The sequence below is a fragment of the Arthrobacter sp. Cr_A7 genome (genome assembly GCF_029222765.1).
In the GTDB taxonomy this organism is placed as follows: domain Bacteria; phylum Actinomycetota; class Actinomycetes; order Actinomycetales; family Micrococcaceae; genus Arthrobacter.
Window position 1 is genome coordinate 1 of the sequence record NZ_JARHXQ010000252.1, and the last position, 20,480, is coordinate 20,480.

General features: G+C 66.9%; 22 protein-coding genes, 6 tRNA genes and 1 riboswitch. Of the genes, 22 read left to right on the plus strand and 6 right to left on the minus strand.

Annotated features, from left to right (window positions below; translation table 11 throughout):
* Positions 1-116: 116 nt before the first annotated feature.
* From P2Q66_RS14870 to P2Q66_RS14890, 5 genes are all read right to left on the minus strand, one after another.
* Positions 117-188: transfer RNA gene (locus P2Q66_RS14870), tRNA-Val, on the minus strand.
* Positions 189-231: 43 nt separating this feature from the next.
* A tRNA-Gly gene (locus tag P2Q66_RS14875) sits at positions 232-304 on the minus strand.
* A 56-nt stretch (positions 305-360) separates the two neighbouring features.
* Positions 361-432 (minus strand) — tRNA-Val (locus P2Q66_RS14880).
* Positions 433-472: 40 nt separating this feature from the next.
* Positions 473-543 (minus strand) — tRNA-Cys (locus P2Q66_RS14885).
* A 45-nt stretch (positions 544-588) separates the two neighbouring features.
* Positions 589-661, minus strand: a tRNA-Gly gene (locus P2Q66_RS14890).
* A 307-nt stretch (positions 662-968) separates the two neighbouring features.
* Between P2Q66_RS14890 and P2Q66_RS14895 the strand changes: the two genes are divergently transcribed.
* The 14 genes from P2Q66_RS14895 (at position 969) to hisF (ending at position 12,225) form a co-directional block, all read left to right on the plus strand.
* Positions 969-1,043, plus strand: a tRNA-Val gene (locus P2Q66_RS14895).
* A gap of 102 nt (positions 1,044-1,145) precedes the next feature.
* Complete coding sequence (locus tag P2Q66_RS14900; RefSeq protein ID WP_079597081.1) at positions 1,146-2,006, plus strand: cytochrome; 861 nt, start codon at positions 1,146-1,148, stop codon at positions 2,004-2,006.
* Positions 2,007-2,069: 63 nt separating this feature from the next.
* Complete coding sequence (def, locus tag P2Q66_RS14905) at positions 2,070-2,672, plus strand: peptide deformylase (RefSeq protein ID WP_079597080.1); 603 nt, start codon at positions 2,070-2,072, stop codon at positions 2,670-2,672.
* Positions 2,669-3,589: a methionyl-tRNA formyltransferase gene (gene fmt / locus P2Q66_RS14910; protein ID WP_079597079.1), complete on the plus strand. Its 921-nt coding sequence runs from the start codon at positions 2,669-2,671 to the stop codon at positions 3,587-3,589. The genes def and fmt overlap by 4 nt, the downstream gene beginning before the upstream one ends.
* Positions 3,586-5,163 (plus strand): transcription antitermination factor NusB, encoded by a 1,578-nt coding sequence (locus P2Q66_RS14915; RefSeq protein WP_275729351.1) that lies wholly within the window; start codon positions 3,586-3,588, stop codon positions 5,161-5,163. The genes fmt and P2Q66_RS14915 overlap by 4 nt, the downstream gene beginning before the upstream one ends.
* 11 nt (positions 5,164-5,174) lie before the next feature.
* Complete coding sequence (gene rpe / locus P2Q66_RS14920) at positions 5,175-5,852, plus strand: ribulose-phosphate 3-epimerase (protein WP_079597231.1); 678 nt, start codon at positions 5,175-5,177, stop codon at positions 5,850-5,852.
* 39 nt (positions 5,853-5,891) lie between these two features.
* Positions 5,892-6,041: riboswitch (FMN riboswitch) on the plus strand.
* A 314-nt stretch (positions 6,042-6,355) separates the two neighbouring features.
* Positions 6,356-7,441 carry a bifunctional diaminohydroxyphosphoribosylaminopyrimidine deaminase/5-amino-6-(5-phosphoribosylamino)uracil reductase RibD gene (gene ribD, locus P2Q66_RS14925; RefSeq protein ID WP_275729392.1) on the plus strand — a complete coding sequence of 362 codons (1,086 nt, stop codon included), beginning with the start codon at positions 6,356-6,358 and terminating at the stop codon, positions 7,439-7,441.
* Positions 7,441-8,085, plus strand: a complete 645-nt coding sequence (locus tag P2Q66_RS14930) for a riboflavin synthase (RefSeq protein ID WP_275729353.1) — start codon at positions 7,441-7,443, stop codon at positions 8,083-8,085. Before ribD ends, P2Q66_RS14930 begins: the two co-directional genes overlap by 1 nt.
* Positions 8,082-8,849, plus strand: a complete 768-nt coding sequence (ribB, locus tag P2Q66_RS14935) for a 3,4-dihydroxy-2-butanone-4-phosphate synthase (protein WP_115524587.1) — start codon at positions 8,082-8,084, stop codon at positions 8,847-8,849. The genes P2Q66_RS14930 and ribB overlap by 4 nt, the downstream gene beginning before the upstream one ends.
* Positions 8,846-9,577, plus strand: coding sequence for a GTP cyclohydrolase II (gene ribA / locus P2Q66_RS14940; RefSeq protein WP_079597074.1), 732 nt, complete (start codon positions 8,846-8,848; stop codon positions 9,575-9,577). The genes ribB and ribA overlap by 4 nt, the downstream gene beginning before the upstream one ends.
* A gap of 17 nt (positions 9,578-9,594) precedes the next feature.
* Positions 9,595-10,080 (plus strand): 6,7-dimethyl-8-ribityllumazine synthase, encoded by a 486-nt coding sequence (ribH, locus tag P2Q66_RS14945; protein WP_275729355.1) that lies wholly within the window; start codon positions 9,595-9,597, stop codon positions 10,078-10,080.
* 95 nt (positions 10,081-10,175) lie between these two features.
* Entirely contained in the window at positions 10,176-10,439 is a 264-nt protein-coding gene (locus tag P2Q66_RS14950) for a phosphoribosyl-ATP diphosphatase (RefSeq protein ID WP_009358176.1), read from the plus strand.
* Between the two features lie 88 nt (positions 10,440-10,527).
* Positions 10,528-11,388 carry an ATP phosphoribosyltransferase gene (gene hisG / locus P2Q66_RS14955; RefSeq protein ID WP_115524586.1) on the plus strand — a complete coding sequence of 287 codons (861 nt, stop codon included), beginning with the start codon at positions 10,528-10,530 and terminating at the stop codon, positions 11,386-11,388.
* Between the two features lie 60 nt (positions 11,389-11,448).
* On the plus strand, positions 11,449-12,225 hold the full coding sequence (gene hisF / locus P2Q66_RS14960) for an imidazole glycerol phosphate synthase subunit HisF (protein ID WP_079597071.1): 777 nt from the start codon (positions 11,449-11,451) through the stop codon (positions 12,223-12,225).
* A gap of 67 nt (positions 12,226-12,292) precedes the next feature.
* Here hisF and P2Q66_RS14965 read toward each other — a convergent pair whose 3' ends face one another.
* Entirely contained in the window at positions 12,293-12,937 is a 645-nt protein-coding gene (locus P2Q66_RS14965; RefSeq protein ID WP_079597230.1) for a TIGR03085 family metal-binding protein, read from the minus strand.
* 111 nt (positions 12,938-13,048) lie between these two features.
* On the opposite strand from P2Q66_RS14965, the gene hisI reads away from it, so the two are divergent.
* The 8 genes from hisI (at position 13,049) to lgt (ending at position 20,462) form a co-directional block, all read left to right on the plus strand.
* A complete protein-coding gene (gene hisI / locus P2Q66_RS14970; protein ID WP_115524585.1) occupies positions 13,049-13,492 on the plus strand; it encodes a phosphoribosyl-AMP cyclohydrolase in 444 nt (147 codons plus the stop codon).
* A gap of 121 nt (positions 13,493-13,613) precedes the next feature.
* The gene (locus P2Q66_RS14975; RefSeq protein ID WP_275729367.1) at positions 13,614-15,176 is read left to right on the plus strand and encodes an anthranilate synthase component I; all 1,563 of its coding nucleotides are present in this window, start codon (positions 13,614-13,616) and stop codon (positions 15,174-15,176) included.
* Positions 15,176-15,814 (plus strand): Trp biosynthesis-associated membrane protein, encoded by a 639-nt coding sequence (locus P2Q66_RS14980; protein ID WP_275729371.1) that lies wholly within the window; start codon positions 15,176-15,178, stop codon positions 15,812-15,814. Before P2Q66_RS14975 ends, P2Q66_RS14980 begins: the two co-directional genes overlap by 1 nt.
* Positions 15,815-15,919: 105 nt before the next feature.
* On the plus strand, positions 15,920-16,207 hold the full coding sequence (locus P2Q66_RS14985; protein WP_079597067.1) for an HGxxPAAW family protein: 288 nt from the start codon (positions 15,920-15,922) through the stop codon (positions 16,205-16,207).
* Positions 16,207-17,028 (plus strand): indole-3-glycerol phosphate synthase TrpC, encoded by an 822-nt coding sequence (gene trpC, locus P2Q66_RS14990; RefSeq protein WP_275729374.1) that lies wholly within the window; start codon positions 16,207-16,209, stop codon positions 17,026-17,028. The genes P2Q66_RS14985 and trpC overlap by 1 nt, the downstream gene beginning before the upstream one ends.
* A 119-nt stretch (positions 17,029-17,147) precedes the next feature.
* A complete protein-coding gene (gene trpB, locus P2Q66_RS14995) occupies positions 17,148-18,467 on the plus strand; it encodes a tryptophan synthase subunit beta (protein ID WP_115524581.1) in 1,320 nt (439 codons plus the stop codon).
* A gap of 11 nt (positions 18,468-18,478) precedes the next feature.
* Positions 18,479-19,291, plus strand: a complete 813-nt coding sequence (gene trpA, locus P2Q66_RS15000; RefSeq protein ID WP_275729395.1) for a tryptophan synthase subunit alpha — start codon at positions 18,479-18,481, stop codon at positions 19,289-19,291.
* A gap of 4 nt (positions 19,292-19,295) precedes the next feature.
* On the plus strand, positions 19,296-20,462 hold the full coding sequence (gene lgt / locus P2Q66_RS15005) for a prolipoprotein diacylglyceryl transferase (RefSeq protein WP_275729377.1): 1,167 nt from the start codon (positions 19,296-19,298) through the stop codon (positions 20,460-20,462).
* Positions 20,463-20,480 lie beyond the last annotated feature (18 nt).

Here is a 20,480-nt window from a genome sequence, read left to right on the forward strand (position 1 = left end):
GGATGCCCCACCTTGCCCCATCAGTTGTGGTTCCTATTGCCCGGTTTTGGCATCTGGACCTGATGGGGCATCCGGGGAAACGAAAAAAGCAGCTCCGGAGAGCTGCTTGAAAAGTGTGGGCGATACTGGGATCGAACCAGTGACCTCTTCCGTGTCAGGGAAGCGCGCTACCGCTGCGCCAATCGCCCGGAACCGGAAGCCCGGCTTATGGGATTGTACAAGAAGTAAGAGAGCGGACGACGAGATTCGAACTCGCGACATCCACCTTGGCAAGGTGGTGCTCTACCAGCTGAGCTACGTCCGCGTGTGCAGTATTTTCCGGCCTGAGCCGGACTGCGTAAGGCAAGTTTCCTTGCCGAGTGGGCGATACTGGGATCGAACCAGTGACCTCTTCCGTGTCAGGGAAGCGCGCTACCGCTGCGCCAATCGCCCATTGCATCCGGATTTTCTCCGGAAACCATGGTTTTCACCGAGGTGGGTACGGGATTCGAACCCGTGTATACGGCTTTGCAGGCCGCTGCCTCGCCTCTCGGCCAACCCACCGTGTAAGCGTGATTCCGGGGAATCCTGCCGTGACAGTGTCCTGCGAGCGGACGACGAGATTCGAACTCGCGACATCCACCTTGGCAAGGTGGTGCTCTACCAGCTGAGCTACGTCCGCATTTTGGAGAGGTGATTCGCTGCCGTTCCCGGCATTTCCTCGCGTTCCAACGAGTAAAAACAATATAGGAGGTTCCGGGATTCTCCAAATCGGGCGCTGCGCCGGGGCCGGCGATGCGCCCGCTTCCCTGTAATGGCGCGGTTCCCGGAGAGTTACAGGCGTGTAATTCCCGACGGCGGGACGTTACGTGGCACTTATTAGGGGCAGCTTCGACAGGGCATTCCAGGGATCGTTCACTTGCGGGCGACTGCCGCTGGATGCCGATTTTTGAAATGGCCGGATGGTGGGCTAGCATTCAAATGCATCAGGGCGATTGGCGCAGTGGTAGCGCGCTTCGTTCACACCGAAGAGGTCACTGGTTCGAACCCAGTATCGCCCACCAAAGATTGGTCCGTTTCCGCTCATTAGCAGTGGAAACGGACCTTTTTTGTGCCCGGACCTGAGCCCGGAGTTTTTGTCGGCCCCCTGTGAAAGAGTCTTTTGTATGACTGATCCACTTCTCGCCCACGCCACCGAGTACGGCCGGATGTACGCGCGGTCCACATCCGAGCAGTTCTCGGTACCGTCCATCACTACGGTGATCGGCCAGCAGCCGCACGGGCTGGACGGCTGGTTCGGATACATGGGTGCCAGCAGCCTGGCCAAGGATCCCCTGTTGGCCGACTGCCTGGGAAGCCCCGCCAAAATCAAGCAGGCCGTTAACCGTGCCGCCAAGGCTGCCGAGACCTACCGGGACGAGGCAGCCAAAAGGGGGGACCGGGTCCATAACTACTGCGAACAGGTGGCACTCCGCGCGCTCGGCCGGCCGCATGCCATGAAGGAGACCCGGGAGGCCCTGGCGGCCAACGGCGAGGAAGCCTTTGCCGTCCGGTTCGACGAATGGTGGGAGCTGTACCGGGTGGAGCCCATCGCTCCGGAAATTACCGTGTGGAACCACTCTGTCGGCTATGCCGGCACCCTGGACCTGGTGGCGCGCATCAACGGCCGCGTCTGCCTGATCGATTACAAGACCAAGGGCACCACCCGTGACGGCCTGGTCAAGCCGCTGGATGACAAGGTGGTCATGCAGCTGGTGGCCGGAATGAAGGCCGAGGAAAGCCTGGTTGATCCGGTGGCGGGAACCTGGGAACCCTGGAAGTACGGCGAAAACCCCGTGCTGCTGGCGGTCGCCATCGGCGAAACGGAAGTGCGGCCGGTGCGCGCCAACCCTGAGGTCCTGAAGCACCACTGGTGGAAGTTCTGCGCGCTGCGGCGGGTGTGGGAGCTCTCCGCGGACACCATCAGCGCAGGCACTGCGCTGCTGCCCATTGCCCCGCCGCCGCTGGCACAGGTGCGCACCGCATAGGAACGGTAACAGCACCTAAACTGGATTGGTCCCCTTTGCCGCAACCTTAAGGAAAAACAGCGCATGGCTATTCTGAATATCCGCATCATTGGCGATCCTGTGCTGCGCACAGTCGCCGATCCCGTGACGGATTTCGGGCCTGAGCTTGCAAAACTGGTCGCGGACATGACCGAAACCATGGAGGACGTGGAGGGTGCAGGCCTCGCCGCGCCCCAAGTGGGCGTCAGCAAGCGCGTCTTTACCTACCGCATCAACGGCGTCGAGGGACACATCATCAATCCTGTGCTGGACAACAGCGAGGATTACCAGCCCGATGAGGTGGAAGGCTGCCTTTCCATCCCCGGCCTGGGCTTTCCTGTAAAGCGCTTCCGCGCCACCCGCGTCACCGGCGTGGATGTCAACGGGAACCCCGTGTCCGTCGAGGCTGAGGGGATGCTGGCACGCTGCTTCCAGCACGAGAATGACCATCTGGACGGCATCCTCTACACGGACCGCCTGGAAGGGGAGGACCGGAAGGCCGCCCTGCGTTCCATCCGGAACGCCAACTACGAGGCAGTCACGGAACGCACGACGGCGAAACGCGCCAAGACAGTAGGGTCAAGTTTCGGCGGCTCCAGCTTTGGCGGGTCCAGCTTTGGTGCCGGCGCGGCTGGTATCAACGGGTGAGGGTCCTCTTCGCAGGCACGCCAACCGTCGCCGTCCCGTCCCTGAATGCCCTCATCGAGGCAGGCTTTGACGTTGTTGCCGTCCTGACGCGCCCGGACGCCCCCATTGGGCGCAAACGCGTGCTCACGCCGTCGCCCGTTGCCGCCCGTGCCGCCGAACTCGGGATAGAGGTCATCCGTGCAGCCCGCGTTGATGCCGAAGCCACTGCCAGCATCGCAGCGGTCAATCCCGATGTTGCGGCCATCGTGGCTTATGGCGGACTGGTCCCGCCCGCGGCCCTTGCCATACCCCGCCACGGCTGGGTCAACCTGCACTTTTCGCTGCTGCCCGCCTGGCGCGGAGCGGCGCCCGTGCAGCGTTCAGTGATGGCGGGCGACGACGTGACCGGCGCCGTGACGTTCCGGCTGGAGGAAGGCCTGGACACGGGTCCTGTTTATGGCACCCTTACCGAGACGGTGGGTCCGGATGACACCGCCGGTGAGCTGCTCGAACGGCTTTCCCACAGCGGCGCGGTCCTCCTGGCACAGACGCTCTCGGCAATCGAAGCAGGGAAGGCCTCGCCTCAGCCCCAGTCCGGCGACGTATCACTGGCGCCGAAACTCACGCTTGAGGACGGCCGCCTCAACTGGGGCCATCCCGCCCTGGCCCTGGGACGGCAGGCACGGGGGGTCACTCCTGAGCCGGGTGCCTGGACGATGCTTCACGGGCAACGCGTCAAACTGGAACCACTCCGGCTCCGCCCCGATGTCTCCGGGCTGGCGCCTGGCTCGATGGCAGTAGAAGGCAAAAGCGTCCTGGTGGGCACCGGCTCCCACGCTGTGGAACTGACCCGGATCCAGCCTGCCGGCAAAAAGATGATGTCCGCTGCCGACTGGGCACGCGGTTTGGGTTCACTGGAAAGCGTGGTGTTCGAATGAGCGGGTCCGGCGGCAATTCAGGGGGGCAGGGAAACGCGGGCGGACGTGGCGCCGGTCAAGGCGGCCGCGGCAAGGGCGGCCCGCGGGACGACAGCCGGCGCAACGCCCAGGGCCGCGAACGCAATCGCGGCCCGCAGCGGAACTTCACCGGGAACGCCCCGTCCCAGCGCACCCGTCGGGCGGATCCCGCACGCCTTGTGGCGTTCGAGGTGCTGCGCGCCGTAGCGGCCGAGGACGCTTACGCCAACCTGGTCCTGCCAACCCGGATCCGCCACCACGGACTGGACAAGCGCGATGCCGGCTTCGCCACTGAACTCAGTTACGGGGCCCTCCGTGGCCAGGGCACCTACGACGCCATCCTGGCACGCTGCGTGGACCGGCCGCTGGACCAGCTTGACCCGGCCATCCTGGATGCCCTGCGCATCGGAACCCATCAGCTGCTCGCCATGCGGGTCCCGGCCCATGCTGCCCTGGACCAGACCGTGGGCCTGGCCCGCGCCGTTATCGGTGCAGGGCCGTCAGCGCTGATCAACGCCGTGCTTCGCAAAGTCACAGCACACAGCCTCGACGAATGGCTCGACCTCCTGGTGGACGGCGAAACCGATGAAACCAGGATCGCTTCCCTCCGCCATGCCCACCCGGAGTGGATTGTCCGCGCGATGCGCCAGTCCCTGGTGGCACACGGACGTCCGGTGGCGGAGATCAACGAACTCCTGGAAGCAGACAACGCCGCACCCGTGGTCAACCTGGTGGCCCTCCCGGGGCTGGGAAACCTCGACGAGGCGCTGGAGAACGGCGCAACCCCGGGGGAACTGGTGGAAGGGTCGGCGCTGTCCAGCGGCGGGGACCTGGGCCGGCTTTCCTCCGTCCGCGAAGGCACCACACGCGTCCAGGATGTCGGCTCCCAGCTTGTGGCCCGCGCCATGGCGGCGGTGGACCTCGGCCCTGGCGGCGCCCGTGACGGAAATGCTGAAGCCTGGCTGGACCTGTGCGCCGGCCCCGGCGGGAAGGCGGCGCTGCTCGGCGCCCTTGCCAGGGAACGGGGAGCCACCCTGCTGGCCAACGAACCGGCGCCGCACCGCGCCAAGCTCGTCAGCCAGGCGCTCTCTGCCGTTCCCCGCGACACCTGGCAGGTCCGTACCGGTGACGGCCGCGAGGTCGGCATCGAACAGCCGGAGTCATACCACCGCGTACTGGTAGACGTACCGTGCAGCGGACTGGGAGCCCTCCGCCGCCGTCCGGAGTCCCGCTGGCGCCGTTCGCCAAAGGACCTGACGGACCTTGGTCCCCTGCAGCGGGAGCTCCTTGCTTCGGCGCTGGCCGCCGTCCGGCCAGGGGGAGTGGTGGCCTATGTCACCTGCTCGCCGCATCCGGCCGAAACCAGGGCCGTGGTGGCTGATGCCCTCCGCAAGCGCGACGACCTCGAACTCCTCGACGCCGGTGCGGCCCTGGACGCCGTCAGCCTGACGGGGAGCCTGGGTGCCGGGCACGAGTCCACCGCGCAGCTCTGGCCACATGTCCACAGCACCGACGCCATGTTCCTCGCCCTCATCAGGAAGAAGCAGAAACAGTGAAAGGCAACCCCGTGACGCAATGCTGCATCAACCCGAGCATCCTCTCCGCCGACTTCGTCAACCTTGAGGCTGAACTGCAGCGCATCAGCAATGCCGACGCCGTGCACGTGGACGTTATGGACAACCACTTCGTGCCCAACCTGACCATCGGGCTGCCCGTGGTGCAGCGAATCCAGGCCGTCAGCCCCGTCCCGCTTGACGCGCACCTGATGATTTCCGACGCCGACCGCTGGGCACCCGGTTTCGCCGACGCCGGCCTGGCCTCGGTGACGTTCCACGCCGAGGCGTCCATCGCCCCCGTGAAGCTGGCCCGTGAACTGCGGAGCAGGGGCTCCAAGGCCGGGATGGCCCTGCGGCCCGCTACTGCGGTGGAGCCCTACCTGGACATGCTGCAGGAACTGGACATGCTGTTGATCATGACCGTGGAACCGGGCTTCGGCGGCCAGGCTTTCCTGGACGTGACACTGCCCAAGATCCGCCGCGCGAGGGCGGCGATCGACGGCTCGGGAATCGGCGTAGCCATCCAGGTGGACGGCGGAATCACCGAAGAGACAATCACCCGCGCTGCGGAAGCGGGCGCCAACGTCTTTGTCGCCGGCTCTGCTGTCTACGGCGCCGATGATCCTGCCGCTGCAATCGACCGGCTGCGGCAGGAAGGCGCGCGGACGTTACGCGCAGCGTCGGAATAACCGGGAGTAGGTTCTGGTTGTGGCACAATAACAAAACACATACGTGCTCCGGGGTCGGTGTAAGTCCGAACCGGCGGTGACAGTCCGCGACCCGCGAGCCGGTGGTTTTCTTCGGAGAATCCCGGCAGACGGTTGAACCGGTGAAATTCCGGTACCGACAGTTAAAGTCTGGATGAGAGAAGCACGTACAGCTGTATCTGCGGGGCCGTCGGGCTCCGCAGCGTTCTGCTGTCGTATACCCCCGGAGCCATCGCGGTTCGAGAGGGAAGGAACGACACAGGAATGAACCCCAAGCGATGGCTCTTTGATGCCGATAACACCGCTGCTTCGATGGCAGCCACCCCCACTGTGGTGGCAGCCGCATGACGGTCAGCAACCCGCCGGTTACGGCGCAAAGCCAAAACCTCCGTCAGGACGCCACTGGAACCCTGCCATCCGGACACCCGGGGCTGAGCCCCGCCGCCGGAACCGTCACAGCCTTCAGCGCGACTGAAACCGCTGCCATGGAGGCCGCCCTCCAAGCAGCCCTGCAGGGGCCGCGCGGGGCGAACCCGCTGGTGGGCGCCGTCGTCGTCGATCCTGAAGGCCGCACCCTCGTGACCGGATTCCACCGCGGCGCGGGAACTGCGCACGCTGAGGCTGACGCGATCGCGCAGGCCAATGCTGCAGGGCTTGACCTGGCCGGATCCACCATGGTGGTGACGCTGGAGCCATGTAACCATGTGGGCCGTACCGGCCCCTGCGCCGAGGCCATCATCGCCGCCGGCATCACCGACGTGGTGTACGCCGTGGACGATCCCCATGACCCCGCCGCCGGCGGAGCCGCAACGCTCCGTTCCGCGGGGGTCCGGGTCCGCAGCGGACTCGGCGCCGCCGAATCTTTGGACCTGAACCGCCGCTGGTTCGAGGCGGTGGCTGCCCGGCGTCCCTTCGTCACGCTGCATATCGCGCAGACCCTCGACGGCCGCATCGCCGCCGAGGACGGCACCAGCCAGTGGATCTCAAGCCCGGAATCCCTGATCGACAATCACGCCATCCGCACCCGCATCGACGCCATCCTGGTGGGCACGCAGACTGTGCTGGTGGACAATCCGAGGCTGACCGCCCGTGATCCCCAGGGAGCACCCGCTGCCAAGCAGCCGGTGCGTGCCGTCATGGGACTTCGCGACATCCCGGCCGGGGCCGCCATCCGCGGTGACGACGGCCTGGCCATGCACCTTCCCACCCGGGAACCCCGGGAGGCCCTGTCCACGCTCTACGCATCCGGCGTCCGCCACATCATGGTGGAGGGAGGCTCGCGCATCCTCAGCGCATTCCTCACCGCCGGGCTGGTCGATGAACTCATCGTGTACCTCGCCCCCACCCTGCTGGGGTCCGGAACCCCGGCCCTGAACGGCCTGGGCATCACCAGCCTTCCGGACGCCCAGCAATGGGAGTGGGACGCGTCCGACGGCGGTGCGGTGCGTACGCTGGGCCGCGACCTGAGACTTCACCTGAGACCGCAACGGACCGTTGCCCTCGATCCACAACCAGCACTCAACCCACAACCGTCCCGCGGCAGCGCGGAGCAAGCCCAGGGAGGCTACTGATGTTTACCGGAATTATTGCCGAACAGGGACACGTCCTGTCCGTGGACCGTGACGGCGACACCAGCGCCACAGTCCGGCTCGAGGCACCAAGCACCACGGAGGGCCTTGCCCTGGGTGGCTCGATCGCAGTCAACGGTGTCTGCCTGACGGCCACGGAAATTGACGGCAAGGAGTTCAGCGTGGACGTCATGGGGGAGACCCTGGTCCGCAGCACCATCGGCGAACTCGCCGCGGGCGACTCCGTGAACCTGGAACGCTGCGTCCCGGCCGGCGGACGGCTGGACGGCCATGTGGTGCAGGGCCATGTGGACGGGGTGGGAGTCCTGCTGGAGCGGGAGCCGCTGGGCAACTGGGAACGGCTCCGCTTCGGTGTGCCCGCCAACCTGGCCCGCTACATCGCCGAAAAAGGGTCCATCGCCATCGACGGCGTATCCCTCACCGTCACGGCCGTCAGTGCCGCCACCGAACCCGAGCCATGGTTCGAAGTGGGTCTGATTCCCACCACCCTGGCGGAGACCGGCCTGGGCGCCAAACGTACGGGCAGCCGGGTCAACCTCGAGGTGGACGTCCTGGCCAAGTACACCGAACGCCTGCTGGCGTTCAATACGTCCCGCCCCGCCGCTGCCGAAGGAGGCGCACGATGAACGCGGCCCTCCGGCTCCAGCCCGAAGTAGCCGGCGCCGCCGCGGCCGGTTCCGGTGCCGGCAGTGCCCTGGCCGGCAACGCCCAGGCGGAACCTGGCCGTGCACTTGATTCCATCGAGGAAGCAGTACGGGCGATCGCCGCCGGCCGGCCCGTGCTGGTGGTGGACAACGAGGACCGGGAAAACGAAGGCGACATCATCTTCGCCGCCCAGCACGCCACCCCGGCACTGATGGGATGGACCATCCGGTACAGCTCCGGCGTCATCTGCGTCCCGCTCTCCGGCGACCGCGCGGATGCCCTGGCACTGCCGCCCATGGTGGCAGTCAATGAAGATGCCAAGGGAACCGCCTACACTGTCTCCTGCGATGCGGCCGTGGGTGTCAGCACCGGGATCTCGGCCACGGACCGGGCCCTCACGGCCCGGGTGCTGGCGGATCCGCAGGCCGTGCCCGCGTCAGTCACCCGGCCGGGGCATATATTCCCGCTCCGTGCAGTTGACGGAGGTGTGCGGGAACGCCCGGGCCACACGGAGGCCGCGGTGGACCTGTGCCGCCTGGCCGGCCTTGAGCCGGTGGGCGTCATTGCAGAAGTGGTGTACGACGACGGCGAGATGATGCGTTTGGACGGGCTCCGCGCCTTTGCGGCAGAGCATGGCTGCCCCCTGGTCTCCATTGAGGACCTGGCGGCCTACCTCGCAGCAGGGCCGGGTGTTCCCCACGACAGCGCCCGGGAGGTTCCGGGCGGGAAGAAGGAGACAAGATGACGGCGTCCGCAGCCAGCGACGGCATGCACCAGGATGGCCACCGGACGGGACGCACCGGCAGCGGTGTTGTGCCCCATCCGGTCAGCGGCGGCCCCATCGTGCAGCTGCCCACCGCTTTCGGCGATTTCGTGGCGCAGGCATGGACAGACCTTGTGACCGGCGTTGAACACCTGGCTGTCAGTTCCCCCAACCCTCCCCGCGACGGCAAGGCCCCCCTGGTCCGCCTGCACTCCGAATGCCTCACGGGCGACGTGTTCGGTTCGTACCGTTGTGACTGCGGCGAGCAGCTGGCCTATGCGCTTGAGGTGATCCACGAGCACGGCGGAACACTGCTGTACCTGCGCGGCCAGGAAGGCCGCGGCATCGGCCTCGCCAACAAGATCAAGGCCTACGCGCTGCAGGAGGCCGGCTTCGACACGGTGGAGGCCAATGAGCAGTTGGGACTCCCGGTGGATGCGCGCTCGTACAACGCCGCAGCCCAGGTGCTTGCCGAGATGGGCCTCCACGAGGTCCGGCTGCTGAGCAACAATCCGGACAAGCAGAACAGGCTGGCACGTGCCGGCGTCAAGGTAGTGGAGATGGTCCCCACCGAAGTACCGTCCCGGGACCAGAACATCCGCTACCTGCAGACCAAGAAGGACCGGATGGAGCACCGCCTGATCCTGGACAACCACGTGGCAGCTGTGCCCGTGACCACCCCCGACACTTTTATCCACGAACAAGACTGAACGGAACAAACGAACTTATGAGCGGACACGGCGCCCCCGACATCGACCTCACCACCCTCAACCCCGCCGAAACGTCGCAGCTGCGGCTGGCGATCGTGGCGGCCAGCTGGCACACCCAGATCATGGACGGACTCCTCGACGGAGCCCTGCGCGCGGCGAAGGATGCCGGCATCGCCGAGCCCACCGTCCTGCGCGTCCCCGGCAGCTTCGAACTGCCGGTCGCTGCCGCGCGGCTGGCACCGCACTTCGACGCCGTCGTGGCCCTCGGCGTCGTCATCCGCGGCGGCACGCCGCACTTCGACTACGTCTGCCAGGCCGCGACGTCGGGACTCACCGACGTCAGTGTGGCCACCGGCGTACCCGTGGGCTTCGGCGTCCTCACCTGCGACACCGAACAGCAGGGCCTGGACCGCGCCGGCCTCCCCGGCTCCAAGGAAGACAAGGGACACGAGGCCGTCACGGCGGCACTGGCCACCGCCGTCGTCCTCAAGCAGTACTCCTAGCATGCGAGGGGCGCGGTGTGTATTCGCTCACATCGCGCCCGTCATGCAACGGCCCGGGAAGCGCCCTTCGGGCCGCAGCAAGTAGGCTGGAGGGCGTGAAGAATTTCGAGACGCTGTTCGCTGAGCTCAGCGAGAAGGCAGCCACCCGCCCGGAAGGCTCCCGCACCGTCGCTGAATTGGAGTCCGGTGTTCACGGCATCGGCAAAAAAGTCGTTGAGGAAGCAGCCGAGGTTTGGATGGCTGCCGAATATGAATCCGATGAAGCCGCGGCAGAGGAAATCTCCCAGCTGCTGTACCACCTGCAGGTTCTGATGCTCGCCAAAGGCCTGACCCTGGAAGACGTCTACAAGCATCTGTAGCCACCGGTCCGGTGCGCCTCGAGCCGCCGTGCCCGCTGTGGCCTGCATTGCCTGAACACCTAGACCTCCCAATCCAGAAAGATTTTCCATGCTGCGAGTAGCCGTCCCCAACAAGGGATCCCTGTCCGAAGCCGCCTCCGCCATGCTGTCCGAAGCCGGATACCGCCAGCGCCGCGACACCCGCGAACTGGTCATGGTGGACCCGGACAATGACATCGAGTTCTTCTTCCTGCGCCCGCGCGACATCGCCGTGTACGTCGGCCAGGGAACGCTCGACGTCGGCATCACCGGACGCGACCTGCTGCTGGACGCAGAGGTGGAAGCCGAGGAGCTGCTTCCGCTGGGATTCGCCGCCTCCACGTTCCGCTTCGCCGGCCCGGTCGGGGATTTCGGGAAGGTTGAGGAGCTTGAGGGCAAGCGCCTGGCCACCAGCTACGACGGACTCCTCCGCACCTACCTGGCTGAACGCGGCATCAACGCCAAGGTGGTCCGCCTGGACGGCGCCGTGGAATCCTCGGTCCGGCTGGGCGTGGCCGACGCCATCGCCGACGTCGTGGAGACCGGCAACACGCTCAAGGCCGCCGGCATGGAAATCTTCGGCGATCCGATCCTCAAGTCCGAGGCAGTCCTGATCCGCCGTACCGGCGCAGGCGGCGCCGCCAACGGCACCGCCAGGGAAATCGACGTCCTCATCCGGCGCCTGCAGGGCGTCCTGGTGGCGCGGCAGTACGTCCTGATGGACTACGACATCCGCAAGGAGCTCGTGGAACAGGCCGCCGCCCTGACCCCCGGCCTGGAATCGCCCACCGTCTCCCCGCTGCGGGACTCCGACTGGGTTGCCGTCCGGTCCATGGTGCCCAAGAAGGAAACCAACCGGATCATGGACGAACTCTACGACCTCGGCGCCCGCGCCATCCTGGTCAGCAGCATCCACGCCTGCCGCATCTGAGCCGGCCCGCGCAGCAGTAACACGCGCAGCAGTACCAACCGCAACATTCCAGGAGTTCCCATGGCAGTAGCAGTACGCGTCATTCCCTGCCTTGACGTGGACGCCGGGCGCGTCGTCAAGGGCGTTAACTTCGAAGGCCTCCGCGACGCGGGGGATCCCGTTGAGCTGGCGCACCGCTACGACAATGCCGGGGCCGACGAATTGACGTTCCTTGACGTGACGGCGTCATCCGGCAACCGCGAGACCACCTTCGACGTGGTCCGCCGCACCGCGGAGGAAGTGTTCATTCCGCTGTGCGTGGGCGGCGGCGTCCGCGGCGTCGCCGAGGTGGACAAGCTGCTGCGCTTCGGTGCGGACAAGGCGGCCATCAACACCGCCGCCGTGGCCCGCCCGGACGTCATCGACGAAATCACCCGGCACTTCGGTTCCCAGGTCCTCGTTTTGTCCGTCGATGCCCGCCGCACCCGCCCCGGATCCAAGCCCACGCCGTCGGGCTTCGAGGTGACCACCCACGGCGGGCGCACCGGCACCGGAATCGACGCCATCGAGTGGGCAAAGGAAGCCGCCGACCGTGGCGTGGGGGAGATCCTGCTCAACTCCATCGACGCCGACGGCACCAAGGACGGCTTCGACCTGGAAATGATCCGCATGGTCCGGGCTGCCGTCAAGGTTCCGCTCATCGCCTCGGGCGGCGCCGGGGAACCGGCCCACTTCCCGCCCGCGGTGGCGGCAGGTGCCGACGCCGTGCTGGCTGCATCGATTTTCCACTGGGGTCCGAACGACATGATGCACCAGGTCAAGGACGCCATCCGGGCAGCAGGCTTCGAAGTCCGCTGATCCCCACCCGCCCCCTAACCTCGCTTCGCTTCGGCCAGGGAACCCTGCGGGCGTGGGCCCAGCGCTTTTAGAGCCCTACTTCGGCTGACTGGAGGAGTGCGACGGCGTCCGGCTGGCCCTCGAACGTGACGAGGGCGTGGCGGGTGCGGCCGTGGGCGTGCATCAGCAGTTCACCCGGCTCGCCGACAATGGCCACCGAGACGGGTGCACGCTTGGCGACGTGGCGGGGTCCCGACGGGCGCACGAGCACGATGCCAAGGTCGACGCCGCGGTACAGGATGGCGGCACGCTTCACGAGTTCGTCCCACAGGGCGTCGGAGTAGGCCTCGTCCAGGGCCCGTGGCGCCCAGCGGTCCACGGCACGGCGGACGTCCTCGGTGTGCACAAAGTACTCAATGAGGTTGGAGCTTTCGTCCAGCGCCTTGATGTTCATCGGGGAAAGGGCAGGCGGCCCGGCGCGGAAGGTATTCACCAGCCCGGCATAGTCCTCCGCCGTGGTCAGCTTCGCGGCCAGCCTGGCGGTCGCCTGGTCCGATGCTTTGGCCAGGCGTTTGATGATCAGGCCCAGTCCCACGGCAGCCTTGCGCTCACGCAGGTACAGGTGCGCGGCAAGATCCCTGGTACGCCAGCCCTTGCACAGCGTGGGCGCATCGGGACCGGCCGCAAGCAGGGTCTCGGCCAGGACTTCTCGGGACGGTTCGACGTAATGCATCACTTGTGAAACTAGCACGAGAGGCCGGAAGTTGGGCAGCGTACCTGCGGCTGCTGGCGTGCCTTTGTTCACATCCGATCCGGGTCCGCCGAAGGCACTAGACTTGACCTGATGTCTGAGCAGCCCGCCCCCGTCCAAACCCCCGGTTCCGCCGTGCCCGGAGCCCCCTCCGGCGCCCCTGCAGCGGCCCTTACTGAAAGCCCGTTGCCTTCCGCGCTGGCCGCCGCCCTGAAGCGCGACAGCGCAGGCCTGGTAGCCGCAGTCGTGCAGCAGTTCGACACCAACGAGGTCCTCATGCTCGGCTGGATGGACGACGAAGCCCTCCACCGGACCATGACCACCGGCCGCGTGACGTTCTACTCACGCTCCCGGCAGGAGTACTGGCGCAAGGGGGACACCTCCGGCCACGTCCAGTGGGTAAAGTCCGTTGCCATGGACTGCGACGGCGATGCCCTGCTGGTGCGCGTCGACCAGGTGGGTGCCGCCTGCCACACCGGCACCCGGACCTGCTTCGACGGCCGGGAACTGAACGTCACCACGGCCCAGGCGGGCTGAAACCGGAGCAGTAGCCGCGCGGGCATCCGCTGCCCTCGCAGCAGCAGCCCGGGCCCTCTGCAAGAACATTCAAGGCGTCCGGCCAGGCCGGCCCTCACAAGAACAGGCGGAAAGCATAGCCATGCAGGACCTTGGAATCATCAGCCCGAGCCTGGAGGAATTCCGGGAACTGGCCGGCCACAGCCGTGTCATTCCCGTCAGGCTCAAGGTGCTCGCGGACGCCGAAACTCCCATCGGCCTGTACCGGAAGCTGGCGCAGGGCCAGCCCGGGACATTCCTGATGGAGTCCGCAGCAGTGGGCGGTGCCTGGTCCCGCTACTCCTTTATCGGTGCAAAGTCACGGGCTACCTTGACCACCAAGGACGGAAACGCACACTGGCTGGGGGAGCCGCCGGTGGGAGTGCCGCTGGACGGCAGCCCGGTGGACGCCATCCGCGACACCATCGACGCCCTGCGCACCGACCGGTTCGACGGCCTGCCGCCCTTCACCTCCGGCCTGGTGGGTTTCCTTGGCTGGGAAACGGTCCGGCACTGGGAGCGGCTGGTGAGCCCGCCCGAGGACGACCTGCAGCTGCCGGAAATGGCGCTGAACCTGGTGACCGACATGGCGGTCCACGACAATGTGGACGGCACCGTGCTGCTCATCGCCAACGCCATCAACTTCGACAACAGCTCCGAGCGCGTGGACGAGGCCTGGCACGACGCCGTGGCCCGGGTCAAGGCACTCCTGGCCCAGGTCAGCACCCCGGTGGCGCAGCCTGTCTCGGTCCTTGCACCCGCTGCCCTGGACTTCGCCTCCAGCGTCCAGGAACGCTGGGACGAAGCCGAGTACCTGGCCGCCCTGGACCGCGGCAAGGAAGCCATCGTGGACGGCGAGGTGTTCCAGGTGGTCATCTCGCGGCGCTTCGAAATGGAGTGCAGCGCTTCGGCACTGGACGTCTACCGGGTTTTGCGGAACACCAATCCAAGTCCGTACATGTACATCTTCAGCCTCGAGGACGCCGACGGCCGGGAATACTCCATCGTGGGGTCCTCACCCGAGGCACTGGTCACCGTCACCGGTGAAGAGGTCATCACGCACCCCATCGCCGGCTCCCGGCCGCGCGGCAAAACCGTCGAGGCGGACAAAGCCCTCGCCGAGGAGCTCCTGGCCGACCAGAAGGAACGTGCCGAGCACCTCATGCTCGTGGACCTGTCACGCAACGATCTGTCCAAGGTCTGCGTCGCGGGAACCGTGGACGTCACCCAGTTCATGGAAGTGGAGCGCTTCAGCCACATCATGCACCTGGTGTCCACCGTGGTGGGGGAGCTCGCGCCGCACGCGAAGGCCTATGACGTCCTGAAGGCCACGTTCCCGGCCGGCACCCTCTCCGGCGCACCCAAGCCACGGGCGCTGCGGCTGCTGGACGAGCTGGAACCGCACCGCCGCGGCATCTACGGCGGCGTGGTGGGCTACCTCGATTTCGCCGGCGACATGGATATGGCCATTGCCATCCGCTCTGCCCTGATCAGGGAGGGACGCGCGTACGTCCAGGCCGGCGGCGGCATCGTTGCAGACTCGGTGAACCCCACCGAAGCACTTGAAACCGTGAACAAGGCCGCCGCGCCGCTGCGGGCTGTCCATACGGCCGGCTCCCTGCAGAACATCTCGGCGGACTCCCTCCCCGGCGGGACGGACGCCTGATGCCCAGTGCGGGACAGGCAGCAGGGCAGGCGGCTGCCGCGGCAAAGGCGGCACCGGCCTGGGCCCGCAAGTCTTCGCTGGTGCTGCTGATCGCTGTGCTGGCACTGGCCGTTTTCGGGGCCACCACGCAAACGTGGATGTCCGTCACCGTGAACCCCGACCAGGTCGGCCAGGCAGGGGCTGCGCAGGAGGCGCTCGAGGTTCAGGGCAGCAAGGCTGCCACCGCAGTGACCGCCCTTGCCCTGGTGGCCCTCGCGGGCGGGCTCGCGGCCGCCATCGCCGGCAGGATCGCGCGCTGGATCATCACCGCCATCATCGTCCTTGCCTCGGCCGGCATCGTCGCCGCGGCGGCCACCGTCCTGGCCGACCCGCTCGCCGCGGCGCAGGGATCCATCGCCGCCGCCACCGGCGTCACCGGCGCCCAGGCGCAGGTGGCGGTGACCGCGTTCCCCACGCTGGCCGTCGTCGCCGGCTGCCTGCTCGCCCTTGCCGCCCTGCTCATCATCCCGGCAGGCCGGTACTGGAAGACCAGGACCAAATATGACGCGCCCACAGCGGCGGGCAGCACAGCAACAGCAGGTCCCGTTGACGAAATCGACAGCTGGGACCGGCTGTCACGCGGTGACGATCCCACCTGACCCCCGCACTGGCCTTCACAGGGCAGCGGACGCGGCCGGCCGATGACCGGTCGCGGGCCAAAAAATGGCAGAATGTAAGCAGTATTCATCCTGAGGAGATTTTCCATGAGCAAAGCACCTGCGTCCGTTTCCAAGTCCGGCACCCGCACGGTAGCCCCCGGCGCCATCGACCACAGCCAGGAACTGGGCCACGGCAACAGCCCGGCAGCCTGGACCTGCGTCATTGTCATGCTGGTCGGCGCGCTGATCATGTCGATCGCCTTCGTCATCGCCAACACCCCCATCTTCATTGCCGGCGGCGGCGTGATGGTGGTCGGCCTGATCCTCGGCTACATCATGCGCAAGGCAGGCTACGGCGTCGAAGGCAGCAAGCTGAAGAACTCCGGCCACTGATGGCAACTGTTCTCGACGACATCAATGCCGGTGTCCGGGAGGATATGGAGGCCAGGAAACGGCTCGTTTCCCTGGCTGAACTGAAAGACCTGGCGCAGGGCGCTGCACCTGCCCGCGACGCCTGGGCAGCCCTCGGCGGCCCCTCGGCGTCCCGCGACCAGCTCAAGGTCATCGCGGAAATCAAGCGGCGCAGTCCCTCCAAGGGCGACCTCGCCAGCATCGGCGATCCTGCCTCGCTGGCCAGGCAGTACGCCGACGGCGGGGCTTCCGTCATCAGCGTCCTGACCGAACAGCGCCGATTCAACGGGTCCCTGACAGACCTCGACGCGGTACGCGCCGCCGTCGACGTCCCCCTGCTGCGCAAGGACTTCACGCTTGACGAATACCAGATCTGGGAAGCCCGCGCCCACGGCGCGGACCTGATCCTGCTGATCGTCGCCGCCCTTTCCGACGCCCAGCTTGCCGAATTCAGTGCCCTCAGCTCCGAACTTGGCATGAGCGTCCTGGTGGAGACGCACACCGAAGAGGAAATTGAACGGGCGGCCGCGGCGGAGGCGCGCATCATCGGCGTCAACGTGCGGAACCTGAAAACGCTCGACGTCGACCGTTCCGTGTTCGCGGCACTGGCGGGGCAGATCCCGGCCGGGGCCCTCGTGGTTGCCGAATCGGGCGTACGGAACGTCGACGACGTCACGCACTACGCCGCCAGCGGCGCCAATGCCGTGCTGGTGGGCGAGGCGCTGGTGAGCCACTCCACCCCCCGGGAGCGGATCGCGGAGTTCACTGCCGCCGGCGCCGCCGCCATCGCCGCACGCGGCTGACCGGCCGCCCTGTACGACGCGCGGCAGAGGTGCTGCGCGAAGAGCAATGGTGCCCGGCATAACTCCCGGCTTCGGCCGGGCCATACTTTTGACCGATCAACTTGAACAGGACGGGACTGATGGCCGACGCACCTTCAGGCAACGCTGACAACAACGCCGCGGAAGCATTCCTGCAGGGCGGCTCGCTCCGGCACGCCCCGGGGCCGTACTTCGGAAACTACGGCGGACGCTGGATGCCCGAATCCCTCATCGCCGCCCTGGACGAACTCGAGGAAACGTTCGACAAGGCCAAGGACGATCCCGAGTTCCGGGCCCAGATCGCGGACCTGAACAAGAACTACTCCGGCCGTCCCTCGCTGCTGACCGAAGCCAAGCGGTTTTCCCAGCATGCCGGGGGAGTCCGGGTATTCCTCAAGCGCGAGGACCTCAACCACACCGGCTCGCACAAGATCAACAACGTGCTGGGCCAGGCGCTGCTCGCCAAGCGCATGGGCAAAACCCGGGTCATCGCCGAGACCGGCGCCGGCCAGCACGGCGTCGCCAGTGCCACCGCCGCGGCCCTCATGGGCCTCGAATGCGTGGTCTATATGGGTGCCGAGGACTGCCGCCGCCAGGCGCTGAACGTCGCCCGCATGGAGCTTCTGGGCGCCACCGTCATTCCCGTCACGAGCGGCTCGCAGACCCTCAAGGACGCCATTAATGACGCCCTCCGGGACTGGGTGGCCAACGTGGACAACACCCACTACCTGCTGGGTACGGCCGCCGGCGCCCACCCGTTCCCCGCGATGGTCCGCTACTTCCATGAGGTCATCGGTGAGGAAGCCCGCGCCCAGATCCTGGACCAGGAAGGACGCCTGCCGGACGCCGTCTGTGCCTGCATCGGCGGCGGGTCCAACGCCATCGGCATCTTCCACGGCTTCCTTGATGATCCGTCGGTCAAGATCTACGGCTTCGAAGCCGGCGGCGACGGCGTGGACACCGGACGCCACGCCGCCACCATCACGCTGGGCAAGCCGGGCGTCCTGCACGGCGCCCGTTCCTACCTCATGCAGGACGATGACGGCCAGACCATCGAGTCCCACTCCATCTCGGCAGGGCTCGACTACCCCGGCGTGGGACCGGAACACTCCTACCTCGCGGACATCGGCCGGGTCAGCTACGAACCCATCACGGACAGCGAAGCCATGGATGCCTTCCGGCTCCTGTGCCGCACCGAGGGCATCATCCCCGCCATCGAGTCCTCGCACGCCCTGGCCGGTGCCATCAAGGTGGGCCAGCGGCTTGCCGCCGAAGACGCAGCTGCCGCAGCGGACAAGATCGTGATCGTGAACCTTTCGGGACGCGGCGACAAGGACGTGGCCACGGCGGCCGAATGGTTTGACCTGCTGGACAAGGAATCCGCGGAATCGGAAATCGGCAAAGAGGGGGAGCAGCTGTGAGCAGCGCACAGATGGCCGGCAAGGCACAGATGACCAGCAAATCGGCGGCAGCCATCGACAAGGCACGCGCCGAAGGCCGTGCCGCCCTCATCGGTTACCTGCCCGCGGGCTACCCCAGCGTGGAAGCGACCATCGCCGCCGGCATCGCACTGGCCGAAAACGGTGCCGACCTGATCGAGATCGGCATTCCCTACTCTGACCCCGTCATGGACGGCCAGGTCATCCAGGCAGCCACCACCGAGGCGCTGGCCAACGGCTTCCGCGTCAGCCAGGTGTTCGACGTGGTGGCCGGCATCACCAGCAAGACCGACGCCGCCGTCCTGGTCATGACCTACTGGAACCCCGTGGTCCGGATGGGCGTGGACGAGTTCTCCCGCCGCCTCTCCGAAGCCGGGGGAGCAGGCCTGATCACCCCCGACCTCATCCCCGACGAGGCGGCAGAATGGATGGCAGCCTCCGACAAGTACGGCCTTGACCGTGTGTTCCTGGTGGCGCCGTCGTCCACCGCCGAGCGCATGCAGCGCACCGTGGATGCGAGCCGCGGCTTCGTGTATGCCGTGTCCATCATGGGCGTCACCGGAGCCCGTTCCTCCGTCAGCACCGCCGCGAAGGACGTTGTGGCTGCGGCACATGCCGCCGGTGCTGAGCGTGTGTGCGTGGGACTGGGCGTTTCCACCGCAGACCAGGTGCGCGAGATCGCCGCCTACGCGGAAGGTGTCATCGTGGGCACGGCCCTGGTGGCAGCAGTCCGTGACGGCGGCGTTGACGCCGTCGCTGCCCTCACCAAGGACCTGAGCTCCGGCCTGACACGGGAAGAAGCCTAACCCCATGCAGACCATCCTTCAGGCGGCCGCCCTGGTCCCTGCCCTGGTGCCCGCCAGCATTCCGAGCCCGGACTGGTCCGGGTTCGACATTCCCCTGCCGTGGGGAACGCTGCGCATCCACGCCTACGCCCTGTGCATCCTGGCCGGCATCGTGGTGGGCCTCTGGCTGACCTCCGCCCGCTGGGCAAAGCGCGGCGCGCCTGAAGGAAGCGTCTGGGACATCGTGGTCTGGGCCATCCCGTTCGGCATCATCGGCGGCCGGCTGTACCACGTGTTCTCGTCGCCGGACGCCTACTTCGGGCCGGGCTTCGACGGCACCGGCGACCTCTCGCTGATCCCGCAGATCCAGCGCGGCGGCCTCGGAATCTGGGGCGCCGTGGTGCTCGGCGTCGTGGGCGCCTGGATTGGCTGCCGCCGCAGCGGCGTCAAGCTCACCGCTTTCCTGGACGCCGCCGCACCGGGCCTCCTGCTTGCCCAGGCTGTAGGCCGGTGGGGCAACTACTTCAACCAGGAACTCTTCGGCAGCCCCACCACGCTGCCGTGGGGCCTGCAGATCGACGCCGACAACGCCAACTTCCCGGCAGGCGTGCCTGCCGATACCCTGTTCCACCCGACGTTCCTCTACGAGTCCCTGTGGAACGTGGCGGGCGTCCTGATCCTGCTCGCCCTGGACCGGAAATTCAATTTCCGCCGGAGCAGGCTCTTCTGGCTGTACGCCATGTATTACACCCTGGGCCGGGTCTGGATCGAAGCCATGCGCATTGACGATGCCGAACAGATCTCCCTCTTCGGCATCACCACCAGGCTGAACGTCTGGACCAGCATCCTGGTCTTTTCCGTGGCCCTGGTTGCCTTTATCCTGTTGGGCAGGAAGGGCCGTCCGGAACCGGACAGCGTGTACCTTCCCGGCCGCGAACCGGCGAAAACGGTCGCCGGAAATGCTGCCGGAAACACCGGCGATGAGGTCCGTGATCCGGACCCCGTTGTCTCAGATAGTGAAGCGCGTGATAATCTCCCTGATAACCAAAGCGGTTCCAGGCCCACTTCCGCCCCCACGGAAGAGGCCACGGCGGCACCGGCGGGCACCAAGCCCGGCACGGATGCAACGGCTTCCGGACACTCCGGCAGCACAGCCACGGGAACCGCACCCGAGGCCGGCACCAGCAAGTAGCCGCCGGCCACGCAGGGC

Coding starts and splice junctions, on each gene's coding strand:
- ribH (WP_275729355.1), top strand. CDS start 9,595: ATGAGCGGACACGGCGCCCCCGACATCGACCTCACCACCCTCAACCCC.
- hisI (WP_115524585.1), top strand. CDS start 13,049: ATGTCTGAGCAGCCCGCCCCCGTCCAAACCCCCGGTTCCGCCGTGCCC.
- trpA (WP_275729395.1), top strand. CDS start 18,479: ATGGCCGGCAAGGCACAGATGACCAGCAAATCGGCGGCAGCCATCGAC.
- P2Q66_RS14900 (WP_079597081.1), top strand. CDS start 1,146: ATGACTGATCCACTTCTCGCCCACGCCACCGAGTACGGCCGGATGTAC.
- ribD (WP_275729392.1), top strand. CDS start 6,356: ATGGAGGCCGCCCTCCAAGCAGCCCTGCAGGGGCCGCGCGGGGCGAAC.
- ribB (WP_115524587.1), top strand. CDS start 8,082: ATGAACGCGGCCCTCCGGCTCCAGCCCGAAGTAGCCGGCGCCGCCGCG.
- P2Q66_RS14985 (WP_079597067.1), top strand. CDS start 15,920: ATGAGCAAAGCACCTGCGTCCGTTTCCAAGTCCGGCACCCGCACGGTA.
- lgt (WP_275729377.1), top strand. CDS start 19,296: ATGCAGACCATCCTTCAGGCGGCCGCCCTGGTCCCTGCCCTGGTGCCC.
- hisF (WP_079597071.1), top strand. CDS start 11,449: ATGGCAGTAGCAGTACGCGTCATTCCCTGCCTTGACGTGGACGCCGGG.
- trpC (WP_275729374.1), top strand. CDS start 16,207: ATGGCAACTGTTCTCGACGACATCAATGCCGGTGTCCGGGAGGATATG.
- P2Q66_RS14915 (WP_275729351.1), top strand. CDS start 3,586: ATGAGCGGGTCCGGCGGCAATTCAGGGGGGCAGGGAAACGCGGGCGGA.
- P2Q66_RS14975 (WP_275729367.1), top strand. CDS start 13,614: ATGCAGGACCTTGGAATCATCAGCCCGAGCCTGGAGGAATTCCGGGAA.
- P2Q66_RS14965 (WP_079597230.1), bottom strand. CDS start 12,937: ATGCATTACGTCGAACCGTCCCGAGAAGTCCTGGCCGAGACCCTGCTT.
- trpB (WP_115524581.1), top strand. CDS start 17,148: ATGGCCGACGCACCTTCAGGCAACGCTGACAACAACGCCGCGGAAGCA.
- ribA (WP_079597074.1), top strand. CDS start 8,846: ATGACGGCGTCCGCAGCCAGCGACGGCATGCACCAGGATGGCCACCGG.
- hisG (WP_115524586.1), top strand. CDS start 10,528: ATGCTGCGAGTAGCCGTCCCCAACAAGGGATCCCTGTCCGAAGCCGCC.
- def (WP_079597080.1), top strand. CDS start 2,070: ATGGCTATTCTGAATATCCGCATCATTGGCGATCCTGTGCTGCGCACA.
- P2Q66_RS14930 (WP_275729353.1), top strand. CDS start 7,441: ATGTTTACCGGAATTATTGCCGAACAGGGACACGTCCTGTCCGTGGAC.
- P2Q66_RS14980 (WP_275729371.1), top strand. CDS start 15,176: ATGCCCAGTGCGGGACAGGCAGCAGGGCAGGCGGCTGCCGCGGCAAAG.